Below are 12865 nucleotides of genomic sequence, written 5' to 3' on the forward strand. Positions count from 1 at the left end.
TGAAACGGGGTACGGTCGCCCGTACCGGGCGCGCCGCGCGGCCGGTCACCCGGCGGATCGGAAGGCGCGCCGCATAACGGGCTGCCAGTCGCGCCACGGCGCACGCGTATTGCTGCTCATTCATGTTCCGCGCTCCCCTTGCCGAGTTCGGCCTTCAGCACGAAGCTGTTCGTCGCCGCGTATTCCTGGCCCGGCTTAAGCCCCTTCAGCACTTCGGTCGCGCGTTCGTCGCGCCGCCCCGTTTCGACGGCCTGTGCGACGAAACCCTTCGGCGAACGCACGAACACCGACGGCGCGCCGTCGACGTCCTGCAGCGCGTCGCTCGCGACCGCGAGCGGCACGCCCTGCCGGCCCGCGTCGACCGACACGTTCACGAACATCCCCGGGCGCCACACGCCGTCGGGGTTCGGCAGCACGACGCGCGCCGGCGCGGTACGCGTCTGTTCGCCGAGCAGCGAACCGACGTACGCGATCGGGCCGCTCGAACGCGATTCGAACGCGGTCGCGCTGACGGTCGCATCGCGGCCCACGCGCACGTCGTTCAGCCGCTGCGCCGGCACGGCCATCTCGGCCCACACGGTCGACAGGTCGGAGATCACGAACATGCTCGCATCGGCGGCGATCGCCTCGCCGGGCGTCGCATGCTTCTCGACGATCGTGCCGGCGAACGGCGCACGCAGTTCATAACGGTTCAGCGCGCCCGCGCCCGCCGGCGCGTTCAGCGCGGCGAGCTTCTGTCGCGCGTTCTGCACGGCGATCTCGGCCTCGCGCAACTGCACCTGCGCCTGCTGATAATCCTGTTCGGCCGAGATGCGCTCCTGCCACAGCGTGCGTTCGCGCTCGTAGGTTGCGCGCGCACCCGACAACCGGCGCTCGGCCGTCAGCAGTTCGCTGCGGCGGTCCGCCAGATCGGTGCTCGCGATCACGGCGAGCACCTGCCCTTTCGCGACGTTCTGCCCGAGCGACACCGATACCTGTTCGACGATGCCGGCCACGCGCGGCACCACGTGCGCGGTGCGATCCTCGTTGAACTTGATCTCGCCCGGCAACTGGAACGGCGTCGCAATCTGCGCGGGGCCGGCCTTCGCGAGCGCGATCTTCGACGTCGCCAGTTGCGCGTCGGTCAGCGCGACCGCGCCGTCGGCGCGCGCGAACGGGAACGATGCGGCGTCGTTGCCGGCCTTCACGTCGATCGTCGCATCGAATACGTGCGGCTTCGCGACCGACTGTGCGGACACGAACTTCTGGCCGGCCGCGTCGAACCGCAACGGCTCGTGCGTGCGGTCGTACCGCACCAGCGTGCCGGACACGGTCACGCCGTTGGTCGCGGGCTTGCCGTCGACGAACGGATAGACGACGAGCCGCGCATCGCCGGGCTTTTCCGTCATCACGATCTCGACGGACAGCTTGCCGCGCTTCAGCACGACGCCGCCGTGCGCGCCGGCGCCCTCGGCCGGCTGGGCGGATTCGGCGGTCGTCGGCGCCGATGCGCCGCTCCCGCCCCGCGTGACGGCGAGCGCGCCGATCACGATTCCTGCGCCGCCGAGCACGGCCGCCGCAATGATGAAGATTCTGCTGCGTGACATGATGATCCTTCAGTTAAGAGGGGCGCTCATTGCGCGCCGGCCGCGAGCGGCGTGCCGACGAGCCGGCCGATATCGGCACGGGCCGTATGCGCGTCGGCAAGCGCACGGACGTATTGCGACTGCCCCTGGAACAGCGTGCGCTGCGCGTCGAGCACGTCGAGGAAGCTGAACTTCCCGAGTTCGTAGCCGCGCGACATCGCGTCCAGCGCGACGCGCGCGGCCGGCAGGATGTCGGACTTCAGCCGCTGCGCTTCCTGCTCGGCGGCCTCGAAATTGGCGTATGCCTGCGTCAGTTCAAGCCGCAGCCGCGTGCGTTCGCGGTCGAGATCGGCGTTCGCGCGCTCGGCCTTGTGCGTCGCCTCGAGCAGCGCGCCCTTGTTCGTGTTGAACAGCGGAATCGGGATCGACACACCGACCACCGCCTGGTTGTCGGGCACGCCGCCCGTGGTCACGCGCTTCACGCCGGCGCTGACCGTCACGTCCGGGATGCGGCGCGCGCGCTCCAACGACACGGCCGCGTTCGAGCGCAGCATTTCGGCACGCGCGATTCGCGCGAGCGGCGCATCATCGAGCCGCGCAGTCAGCGCGGACAGCGGCTCGACCGACGGTACGGCTTCGAGGTCGCCGAGCACCGCAAGCGGGTCGTTGCGCGCTTCGCCCATCACCGCGTTCAGCTTCTCGCGCGCAACGTCGACACGGCCACGCGCGGTCACGACTTCGATCTGCACGCCGGCCGCCGCCACCTGGGCCTTGGTCGCCTCGACCGGCGACACCTTGCCGGCCTGCGCGCGACGGGCTGCCAGATCCGCGGAGCGCGCGGCGATCGCGGCCGACTCCTCGGTCACCTGAAGCTGGCGCTGCGCGGCGAGCAGCCCGTAGAAGGCTGCGATCACGTCGGCGCGCACGACGGCGCCCTGCTCGTCGAGCGATGCGCTGGCCGATTCGCGGCCATACGACGCGACGTCGAGCCGCGCGCGACGCTTGCCGCCCAGTTCGATCGTCTGGTTGATCAGCGCGGTCGACGTGCGTTCCGCGCGGCTGAAGCCTTCCTGCAGAAACGACACTTCGGGATTCGGGCGCGCGCCTGCCTGCATCAGCGCGCCGGCCGATGCATCGACATCCGCGCGCGCGCCGCGCAGCGCCGGGTTGTTTCGGGCGGCGACCGCGAGCGCGTCGGCAAGCGTCAATGACGATGCAGGAAGTGCGTCGGACGGCGGTGCGCCGATCGGCGCGGCGGCGGCAGCCGGGGCCGGCCCCGGCGACAGCGATGGCTGCGCATGAGCCGTCGCGGCCATCGCGAAAACGATGGCCACGGCGAGGTTGAGCTTGAACATGTTCAGTTCTGCGGTAACGGTTTGCGACCGATGCTACGGACCGGCCGCAGTGCGAACATGAGGCGAAGATGACAATTCCGTCATGTCCGGCGCGACAGGTGTTGAGGTTGGTAGATCGGCGCGCGTCAATGTAGTTGCCGCCTGATTCATGCAGCCAGAGGCTGTTTGCTGCCGACGTGCGGGGCCATCGCAACGCAGCGTCGCGCCGTTATCGCCGTGCAGCACCAGGCTGTTTTTGTCGCTCGGCACGTTTGCCGTCCATGGACAAGCGGATGCCCGGTGCACATCGAACTGCTGCGCCAGTTCGGCTAGCGTCCGCTCACCTTGACCGCCGCCATCGCCACTTTCGCTTTTAACACGGCTGAGTGCGTCCGTCGGGTTCTCTTCGTCATCTTTCTGGTTCCTTTGTCGGCATTATCGCCGGCTCAGGCCCCGAGCGTTCCACTGATCCCACTGTCCGAATTTGCGCGGCCATCTCTTTCAGACGTCGTGATCGCAGCCGTTACGTTCAGCTAAGCGATAGTGCTCAACATCGGTAAGCACCCGGTAAAGGCACCGAGACTCGTGAGGTGCCGCTGATCAAGCCGCGGCGAGCGTCCAGCGATGCGGAAGCAGCGCCGCGATGTCGTCGGCACGATGCGTGGGCAGTCGGGTAAGCACCTCTTTCAGGTAGGCGTACGGATCATGGCCGTTAAGCTGCGCCGACCGGATCAGGCTCATGATCGCGGCTGCACGTTGCCCCGCGCGCAGTGAGCCGGCGAACAACGCGTGGCCGCCAACCGCGGATATGCTCAGCAATGCGGCGAGCACGACCGGTACGGCGAGCGTCCACAGCCTGCTTGTGCGCGCAACGTTGAGCGCGGCGCTCACCGACAGCGCGAGAAAAAGCACCTCGAGCGTGAGAGCTATCGTGAGGATGAGGCCCGTCTGTTCGCCCGCCGAAAATGCGATACCAAGTACCAGACCATCGACGATGAGGTCGATGGCCGTGACGATGATCAGACCTGTCGGCAGCGTTGCATCTTCCAACCACCTCTCCAGCCGGTCGCACATCTGCCGGATGCCAGCGTCAGCAACAGGCCCAGTACGGAGCCGATGACGACTGGGGTCGTCGTGTGCGTTCTGTCCTGGAGCAGTAACCCCAGGGACGCAGCTGCGAACACGATGCCGCCGGTGAAATGCTGGATGACACTGGTTGTGCGGGCACCGGGCGTCTTCACGGATACGACGAGCGCCCCGGCGCCTGCTGCGAGAAGGGGCGGAAGCGTAAGAAGCGCCAGTTTAACGGCGGGCGTCATCCAGTGACCGGACTGCCGCACTGGCTGCAGAACCTCGCGCCGGTCGCCAGCGCAACATTGCATTTTCCGCATACCACTGGACCCAGCGACGTGGCGCATTGACTGCAGAAACGTGCGCCCTGCGCATTGGCCGTCATGCATTTCGGACAGGTAACGGCGTCCGTGGCACGCTGCGGAGGTGCCGCCGTCCTTCCCCAAGCCTGGTCATGATGACCACCTGAGCCGTGGCCGCCACCATAGCCGTGGCCACCGCCGTGTGCGTCCCGTCCGCCCTCGTGGCTACCGCGGCCGCCATGATGACCACCAAGTATTCTTTCCAACCACCCCATCGCAACCTCCAGTAGAGTCGGGTCAGTTCTGGCACTGCCTGCCGTTCACTTGCGCAGCAGACGCAGGCCGTTGCCCACCACCAGTAGACTGGCTCCCACGTCGGCGAATACCGCCATCCACATGGTTCCGTACCCCGCCACCGTGAGTGTCAGGAAGACAGCCTTGATTCCAAGCGCCACGGTTATGTTCTGCACGAGGATGGAATGCGTCGCTCTGGACAGGCGGATGAAGGCAGGAATCTTTCGCAGGTCGTCATCCATTAGCGCGACGTCTGCCGTCTCGATCGCGGTGTCCGTTCCCATTGCGCCCATTGCGAAGCCAATATCGGCCCGCGCGAGCGCCGGCGCGTCATTGATGCCGTCACCGACCATGCCGACTGTCGCCCCGTCGGCCGCCAATGCATCGACGGCATTGAGCTTGTCTTCAGGCAACTGGTTTCCCTTCGCCTGGTCAATGCCGACCTGCCCGGCAATCGCTTCTGCCGTGTGCGGATTATCGCCGGTGAGCATCGCGGTGCGCACCCCCAGCCGATGCAATTCCGCGATGGCTGCGCGGCTGGTGTCCTTCACGGTGTCTGCGACCGCAAAGAGCGCCACGACGCGGTCATTATTGACCAGCATGACGACCGTCTTTCCCTGTCGCTCAAGGGTATCCAGACGGGCCTCCAGGTCCGGCGAACAACGTCCCATTTCTTCGACCAGCCGGTGGTTGCCGAGCGACCAGGACACGCCATCGATCGTGCCGCGCACGCCGCGGCCGGGAATTGCTTCGAAGTCATCGACCGGCAGACGCGGAAGATGCTGCACCTCCGCGGCGTTGGCGATCGCCAGTGAAACCGGATGATCGGAGCGACTTGCAAGACTCGCGGCCAACGCGCAGCAGTTCGCGAGGTCGACCTGCGCACGCAGTTCGAAATCAGTCTGCACCGGCTTGCCATGGGTGATCGTGCCTGTCTTGTCGAGAGCGAGCCAGGTCAGCTTTCGCCCCTGTTCAAGGTAGGTGCCGCCCTTGATCAGGATGCCACGGCGCGCTGCAGCGGCGAGGCCACTGACAATTGAGACCGGCGTCGAAATCACAAGGGCGCACGGGCACGCGATGACGAGCAGCACGAGCGCCTTGTAGATCCAGTCATGCCAGTTCCCGTTCATCACCAGCGCCGGGACGACCGCGACCGCCATGGCGATCGCGAACACGATTGGCGTGTAGACTCGTGCGAACTGGTCGACGAACCGTTGAGTTGGCGCCTTCGCGCCTTGCGCTTCCTCCACCGCGTGGATGATACGGGCGAGCGTCGTGCTGCCCGCCGCCGCGGTGACGCGATATTCGAACGAGCCCGCTTCGTTGATCGTCCCAGCGAACACCAGGTCACCTTCGGCTTTTTCGACCGGCAGGCTCTCGCCCGTGATCGGTGCCTGGTTGATGCTCGAGCGCCCCGCCACGATGTTGCCGTCGAGGCCGATACGCTCGCCCGGTTTCACGCGCACCACGGAGCCAACGATCACCGACCCCGCCTCGATTTCGGCCCACGAGCCGTCCGGTTGCCTGACGGTGGCCTTTTCAGGGGCAAGCCGCATGAGACCCTGAATCGCGTGGCGTGCGCGGTCGAGCGACTTCGCCTCAACCAGCTCGGCAATCGTGAACAGCACCATCACCATCGCGGCTTCCGGCCACTGGCCGAGCGCCAGTGCGCCGGTGACGGCGATGCTTATCAGCGCGTTGATGTTCAGATTGCCGTTGCGGAGTGCCACCCAGCCCTTTCGGTAAGTCGTGAGACCGCACGCCAGGACAGCAAGGATGGCCAGTGCGGCGCTCACCCATCCCGGCTGTCCCAACCAGCTCGCTGCTTCCGACGCAATCGCCGCCAAACCGGCTAGCGCGAGTGGCCACCACGGCTTCGCGGGCGCTTCCGGAACCGCTGCAAGCTGCCCACCGGCTTTGGCAACCTCAGGAGTAAAGTCCAGCGAGCGGATTGCGTCGAGCACCGGCGCGAGGGCGTCCGGCGCGTGGGTAACAGTCAGCACCCGCTGCATCAGATTGAACTCCATGCCCTTGACGGACGCCATTGCGCCGAGCTTGTTGCGAATCAAGGCTTCTTCCGTGGGGCAGTCCATCTGCAGAATGCGGATCGGCGTGCAGACGCTGTCACTGGCCACCGTCGGCGAGGCGAGCGCACCCAACGTTGCTGCGCCGGGAGTGCAGCAGCTGCCGTCGTGGTCGTGGTCGTGATCACGGCCATGATCATGGCTGTCGCTGTGTACGGGAGCGTGCTCATGCCAATGGGCGGTGCCACAGCAATGCTCCTGGTCGCGATCGTGAGCATGAGCGGAGCCGTCGGTTGCCGCGGCGAGCTGACCGCCATGGCTGTGAGCGGATTGATCCTGATGGCCAACCTGCTGGAGATTGGTGTTTCCGCCAGACGAAGGGGTCGTTTTGGACATTGCTGGATTCCTTAAGCGCGTTGTGGTCTAGTAAACACCTTGGAGCCGCTCCAAGGTCAAGCACAGCGCAAGGAAATTTTGTATGAAAATTAGCGAGCTGGCCATGCAGGCAGCTGCACGGCCGATACGGTCCGGTTCTACGAGAAGGAAGGCCTTTTTCCCGTTGCGGAACGGTCCGATACCAATTACCGGATCTACGGCGACACGCACCTTCAGAGGCTGCGTTTCCTTCGAAACTGCCGGGCCTGGGCATGAGTCACACCGAGATCCTGACGCTGCTGGATGCAAGCGAAGCCTCAGGCGTTGACTGTGCTGGCGTAAACGGGCTTGTCGATGAACATATTGGTCACGTTGCGGAACGGATTGACGAACTCAACGCGCTGAAAGGGCAATTGCTGTGCGCAGCCGGTGCGCCGCCAGGAATGCAGTCGAAGACTGCGGCATTATGCAGGAGCTTCGCACGACGGTGATGGCTGGTTCGCCCCCATCGCACAGCCACGTCTGAGCATTACCGCAAGTCGACATGGCGCGCGAGTGCAAGGCATCCACATTGCTATCGCGTTGGCATGACCATGAAGAACGTAGGAGCCAGGATGACACGCCCCAGCGGACACGACCATCATCACGACGACCACGGCGAGCACGCTCATCATCAGGATAGCCACGGGCATCACCACCACAATCACGCACCGCCCGCCGGGTTCGATAGCGCGTTCGCGATCGGCTCAGCGCTCAATGCCGGTTTCGTGGTGGCAGAGGTTGTATATGGTCTCGCGGCGCACTCCATCGCTTTGCTCGCAGACGCCGCACACAACCTTGGCGATGTCCTTGGACTCCTGCTGGCCTGGTTCGCGGCATGGCTTGGACGGCGAAAACCAACGCATAGTCGCACCTACGGATACAGCAGAAGCTCGATCCTCGCGTCGTTGACCAACGCGGTTGTACTGCTGGTCGGCGTTGGCGGCATTTCCGTGGAGGCGATCCGGCGACTGACTTCGGGGCTGGCTAACGACCAGGTCGGCGGCAGAACCGTCATGATCGTCGCTGCAATCGGCATCCTGATCAATGGCGCAACGGCGCTGTTATTTGCCCGCGGACGTGCGGGCGATCTGAACATCAAAGGAGCGTTCCTGCATATGGCTGCGGACGCCGCCGTCTCCGCCGGAGTCGTGATCTCGGGACTCGTCATCATGATGACCGGTTGGTCCCTGCTCGATCCGATTGTCAGCCTCGGCATCGCGGCGCTGATTCTGTTTTCAACATGGGGACTGCTGCGCGACAGCGTCAATCTGGCGCTCGATAAAGTACCGGAAGCGGTAGATGCAGCGAAGGTACAGGCCTTTCTCGCTTCTATGCCTGGCGTGCAGGACGTTCATGATCTCCACATCTGGCCGCTGAGCACGACAGAGACTGCGTTGACAGTACATCTGGTACGACCCGGGGGCGGCATCGATGATGCGTTTGTTCAGTCAGCCTGCGAGGAACTACGCACGCGCTTCTCCATCAATCACGCTACGTTTCAGATCGAGGCCGGTGATCCGTCGCATCCGTGCCTTCTGGCTCCCGCACACGTTGTGTAGCCGGGGAGTCAGTCTCAGTGTAAGCCTCCGGCGAAGTCATCTTGAAGGCGATCATCGAAAGCAAGGTCTGGGCACTCGACACGACGTACGTTCCGATGGCGCGCGGCTTCGTCTATCTGACGGCAGTCGTCGACTGGGCAAGCCGCCGTGTGCTCGCGCACCGGGTAGCCATCACGCTCGAAGCCGAGCATGCCGTCGCCGTGCTGGAAGAGGCGTTCGCGAGGTATGGGCAGCCGGAAATCGTCAATACCGATCAGGGTAGCCAATTCACCAGCGACGCGTTCACTGAGATGGTGCTCGGCAAAGGCGTCCGGCTGTCGATGGATGGCAAGGGCAGTTGGCGCGACAATGTGTTCGTCGAGCGGCTAGGACCTATCCGTCATTTTGTGGGCGGGGCATATCATGAGGTGTAAAAGCCATGGATATGCCGATGAAGAAGAAAAGACAAACCGTAGCGCGTCAGGCAGCGGCCCGCGGGCCGCTGCCTGAGTTGCCCAAGGAACTGCTGGACCAACTGGTCAAGGGGCCGATGACGCCGACCGAGGTCCAGGATCTGATGCTGGCGTTCAACAAAGCGATCATCGAACGCGCAATGGGCGCCGAGATGAATCTGCATTTGGGCTACCCGTCCGGCCAGTCCAAGCCTACCGGGCAAGCCAACGAGCGCAACGGCGCCAGCGGCAAGACGGTCATCACCGATCGTGGCCCGGTTCGGGTCGAAGTCCCCCGCGATCGCGACGGCAGCTTCGAGCCGATTCTGATTCCCAAGCACGAGCGCCGCTTCACCGGCTTCGACGAACGCATCATCGCGATGTACGCCCGCGGCATGAGTGTGCGCGAGATTCAAGGGTTTCTGGCCGAGCACTACGGCACCGAAGTGTCGCCCGACTTCATCAGCTCGGTCACCGACGAGGTGATGGCCGAGGCGCTGAGCTGGCAGAACCGCCCGCTCGAGCCAATGTACCCGGTGGTGTTCTTCGATGCGCTGCGGGTCAAGATCCGCGACGACGGCGTGGTCAGCAACAAGGCCGTCTATCTGGCCTTGGGCATCCAGGCCGACGGCCAGCGCGACGTGCTGGGCCTCTGGATCGAGCAGACCGAGGGCGCCAAGTTCTGGCTCAAGGTGTTCAACGAACTCAAGACGCGCGGCTGCCAGGACATCCTGATCGCCGTGGTCGATGGCCTGAAGGGGCTGACCGAGGCCATCAGTGCAGCCTATCCGCGGACAACCGTTCAGACCTGCATCGTGCATCTGATCCGCAACAGCCTCGAGTACGCCAGCTACAAGGACCGTAAGGCGCTCGCCACAGCCCTGCGCCCGATCTACGCAGCCGCTAGCGAAGAGGCGGCAAGGCAGGCGTTACAGGACTTCGCCGACGGCCCGTGGGGCGAGAAATATCCGACCATCGTGCAATCGTGGCAGCGCGCCTGGGAGCACGTCATACCGTTCTTCGTGTTTCCGCCGGAGATTCGACGGGTCGTGTACACAACGAATGCCATTGAAAGTCTGAACATGCAACTGCGCAAGATCATCAAGACCCGTGGTCACTTCCCCAATGACGAGGCGGCGATCAAGCTGCTCTGGCTGGCGCTGCGCAACGTGCTGGCCAAGACCGTGCGGGCCGCCTTCGACTGGAAATCAGCGATGAACCAGTTTGCTATCCTGTTCGGCGAGCGATTCACGCAGGCGCGTGGATAACCTGTTGTTCAACCGCCTCGCCCACAAAAATGCGGACAGGTTCAGCGGCTATGGCGGAGTGTGAAATATGAATAGGTATATTTAAAACCGTATGAATCGGTGAGCCAGGCCCGCGAGTCGATCGCCGCTTACATGACGTGGTACAACCGGCAACGGCCTCATTCCAGTCTGACCGACCGGACGCCGGACGAGGCTTACTTCGCGATGCTGCCTGCGATCAAAACGGCAGCTTAACGATCAGCGGCTTCCACTTTAAATCGCGAAACGACTGTCCGAACGTACGGAGCCACCTCTGCCTGCCTGATACAACGTCGCCGGGGCCGTGCGGCATCACGCGAGATGTCGCTCGACCCCGACCACGAAACCTTGGCCGGCCACGGAGCGAATCTTATGGAGGAGGCAGCCGATTCGCGGGTGCTGCGCGACGCGCCCTCCCGGTTACCACAGGGCCAGCGCGACGCGATCCGGACGCTCAAACTCGAGGAAATGTCGTTGAAGGAAGCGGCCGTCGCGAGCGGCATGACGGTTGCCGCCCTGGAGGTCGCGGTCCATCGAGGGGTCACGCTCGTGCTCACCGGTGTGCCGCTTTCGTTGACACTGCTGATCATGCTGCGCCATGCCGCACGTCTCGCGCCGGTGCCCGTGGTCATGGCGGGAAGCGTTGCCGTCTCCGCGATGACGGCGGTCGCGCTATCGCTCTATCATCCGCTCGACGCCACGATGATGATTCTCGCGTGGAACGTCGGGCTGATAATCGTCCTGTTGATCGCGAGCGCGTCGTACGGCGCGCGGCTGTTCCGTTGGGTCGGAGCGGGCGAGTGATTAGCGGATGGGATTTCGCTCTCCTTCTTGCGACGCCGCAATTGCCACGAACCTTCTTCGCAAGCACGCCAACGTCGAATCTCGACATAACAGGATGGTCGGACACGGTCTCAAGTGTTGGTCGACGCGGAGCGTGCCGGTACTTCGGCGACGAGCGGGTCTTGCAGCCGGTTCAAGCAGACGAAAGCGGCGGCAAGACGCTCGTGGCTGACGGGCGGCGGAGCTGCACGTCGTGCAGCCGTCGAAATGTGCCAGAAAATCGCGGTCGGCAGTACCAGCTAAATCTACAATCTGATACATGCGGCATCGTCACCGTCACGCATGGGCGCAAGGGACAGCGGCGAGCTGCAGGCGACCGCTCTGACGGTGTGCGGTTAAGAGAGGCGATCATGGCGATTCATCCGATCTGGCTACGCATCACGCACTGGGTGAACGCACTCGCCGCGATCGTGATGGTGCTGTCCGGCTGGCGCATCTATGATGCGTCGCCGATCTTCAAAGGATTCATGTTTTCGCCGGACATTACGCTGGGCGGGTGGCTCGCCGGCGCGCTGCAATGGCATTTCGCGGCGATGTGGGTATTGGTTTTCAACGGCATCGTCTATCTCGTGCTGAACCTCGTGACCGGGCGCCTCTTTCGTAAATTCTTTCCGCTGGCGCCGGTGGCCGTGCTGCGCGATCTCATGCGAGCGCTGGCTGGGAAGCTGCATCACGACGATTTGCACAACTACAACGCGGTGCAGAAACTCGCCTACCTGATTGCGATCATCGACTTGATCGTACTGGTGCTGTCCGGGATAGTGCTCTGGAAATCAGTGCAGTTCCCGCTGCTTCGGGAATTGATGGGCGGTTACGAGTCCGCGCGCATCGTCCATTTCTGCGCGATGGCCGTGCTGGTAGCGTTCGTCGTGGTGCATGTCGCGATGGTCGCCGTGGTGCCCCGCTCGCTGCTGACGATGATCCGCGGACGCTGAGGAGATTGCGATGTCCATTAGGCAGAAGATCAGTTTTCCTGTCAGCCCGTCGCTCGATCGCAAGTCGATCCTGAAAGACGCGCAACGCGAACTGGCGCTGCCGTCGCGGCGCCTCTTCACCCAGCGCGCGCTGACGCTCGGCGGCCTCGCGATGCTGACGGGCTGCAGCCTCACCGACGACCAATCGGTCAACGCCTTCCTGATGCGGGTGTCGCGGATGAACGACCGCGTGCAGGCGTGGCTGTTCGACCCGACCCGGCTGGCGCCGACTTACACCGAAGCGCAAATCACGCGGCCGTTTCCGTTCAATGCGTATTACGGAATAGACGAGGTGCCCGACGTGGACGGCTCGAACTACCGGCTGCAGATTGGCGGCCTTGTGACCGGAAAGCGCACTTGGACGCTACCGGAGCTGTACGCACTGCCGCATGCCGAACAGATCACGCGTCACATTTGCGTGGAAGGATGGAGCGCGATTGGCCGCTGGGGCGGGACGCCTTTCCGCGAATTCCTGCAGCGGATCGGTGCGGACACGTCGGCAAAGTATGTCGGCTTCAAATGTGCGGATGACTATTACGGAAGTATCGACATGGCGACGGCGCTGCACTCCCAGACACTGCTGACGTTTCAGTACGACGGCAAGACGCTGCCGCCCGAATACGGCTTTCCGATGAAGCTGCGGATGCCGACAAAGCTCGGCTACAAAAACCCGAAGCACATTATGGAGATGTTCGTCACAAATACGTACCCTGGCGGTTACTGGGAAGACCAAGGGTACAGTTGGTTCGGCGGCTCCTGAGGCGC

8 protein-coding genes and 7 pseudogenes are annotated in these 12865 nt (G+C 63.9%); 9 read left to right on the forward strand and 6 right to left on the reverse strand.

All coding sequences use genetic code 11. The features are described 5' to 3' along the window. Positions 1-116: 116 nt before the first annotated feature. From HWX07_RS34175 to HWX07_RS34200, 6 genes and pseudogenes are all read right to left on the reverse strand, one after another. Entirely contained in the window at positions 117-1586 is a 1470-nt protein-coding gene (locus HWX07_RS34175) for an efflux RND transporter periplasmic adaptor subunit (RefSeq protein ID WP_039349346.1), read from the reverse strand. Positions 1587-1612: 26 nt separating this feature from the next. Further along, positions 1613-2920 carry a TolC family protein gene (locus HWX07_RS34180; RefSeq protein WP_039349349.1) on the reverse strand — a complete coding sequence of 436 codons (1308 nt, stop codon included), beginning with the start codon at positions 2918-2920 and terminating at the stop codon, positions 1613-1615. Between the two features lie 279 nt (positions 2921-3199). Then, a pseudogene (locus HWX07_RS34185) lies at positions 3200-3312 on the reverse strand (IS3 family transposase); the annotation flags it as partial. A 187-nt stretch (positions 3313-3499) separates the two neighbouring features. Then, positions 3500-3703, reverse strand: a pseudogene (locus HWX07_RS34190) (transposase domain-containing protein); the annotation flags it as partial. 511 nt (positions 3704-4214) lie between these two features. After that, positions 4215-4547 carry a zinc ribbon domain-containing protein gene (locus HWX07_RS34195; RefSeq protein ID WP_034175768.1) on the reverse strand — a complete coding sequence of 111 codons (333 nt, stop codon included), beginning with the start codon at positions 4545-4547 and terminating at the stop codon, positions 4215-4217. A gap of 45 nt (positions 4548-4592) precedes the next feature. Then, the gene (locus HWX07_RS34200; protein WP_080289699.1) at positions 4593-6986 is read right to left on the reverse strand and encodes a heavy metal translocating P-type ATPase; all 2394 of its coding nucleotides are present in this window, start codon (positions 6984-6986) and stop codon (positions 4593-4595) included. Positions 6987-7068: 82 nt separating this feature from the next. On the opposite strand from HWX07_RS34200, the pseudogene HWX07_RS34205 reads away from it, so the two are divergent. The 9 genes and pseudogenes from HWX07_RS34205 (at position 7069) to HWX07_RS34245 (ending at position 12860) form a co-directional block, all read left to right on the forward strand. After that, positions 7069-7491: pseudogene (locus tag HWX07_RS34205) on the forward strand (Cd(II)/Pb(II)-responsive transcriptional regulator). An 88-nt stretch (positions 7492-7579) separates the two neighbouring features. Further along, complete coding sequence (locus HWX07_RS34210; protein WP_027810736.1) at positions 7580-8566, forward strand: cation diffusion facilitator family transporter; 987 nt, start codon at positions 7580-7582, stop codon at positions 8564-8566. A 59-nt stretch (positions 8567-8625) separates the two neighbouring features. After that, positions 8626-8934: pseudogene (locus HWX07_RS34215) on the forward strand (DDE-type integrase/transposase/recombinase); the annotation flags it as partial. A gap of 62 nt (positions 8935-8996) precedes the next feature. Continuing rightward, positions 8997-10265 (forward strand): IS256 family transposase, encoded by a 1269-nt coding sequence (locus tag HWX07_RS34220; protein WP_080001177.1) that lies wholly within the window; start codon positions 8997-8999, stop codon positions 10263-10265. A gap of 39 nt (positions 10266-10304) precedes the next feature. Next, a pseudogene (locus HWX07_RS34225) lies at positions 10305-10499 on the forward strand (integrase core domain-containing protein); the annotation flags it as partial. A 75-nt stretch (positions 10500-10574) separates the two neighbouring features. Next, positions 10575-10826, forward strand: a pseudogene (locus HWX07_RS34230) (sigma factor-like helix-turn-helix DNA-binding protein); the annotation flags it as partial. Further along, a pseudogene (locus HWX07_RS34235) lies at positions 10827-11087 on the forward strand (NrsF family protein); the annotation flags it as partial. Positions 11088-11476: 389 nt separating this feature from the next. Then, a complete protein-coding gene (locus tag HWX07_RS34240) occupies positions 11477-12061 on the forward strand; it encodes a cytochrome b/b6 domain-containing protein (RefSeq protein WP_046544053.1) in 585 nt (194 codons plus the stop codon). Positions 12062-12065: 4 nt separating this feature from the next. Beyond that, positions 12066-12860 (forward strand): molybdopterin-dependent oxidoreductase, encoded by a 795-nt coding sequence (locus HWX07_RS34245; protein WP_027810693.1) that lies wholly within the window; start codon positions 12066-12068, stop codon positions 12858-12860. Positions 12861-12865 lie beyond the last annotated feature (5 nt).

The organism is Burkholderia sp. BCC0097 (assembly GCF_902832985.1).
GTDB classification, from domain to species: Bacteria; Pseudomonadota; Gammaproteobacteria; order Burkholderiales; family Burkholderiaceae; genus Burkholderia; species Burkholderia orbicola.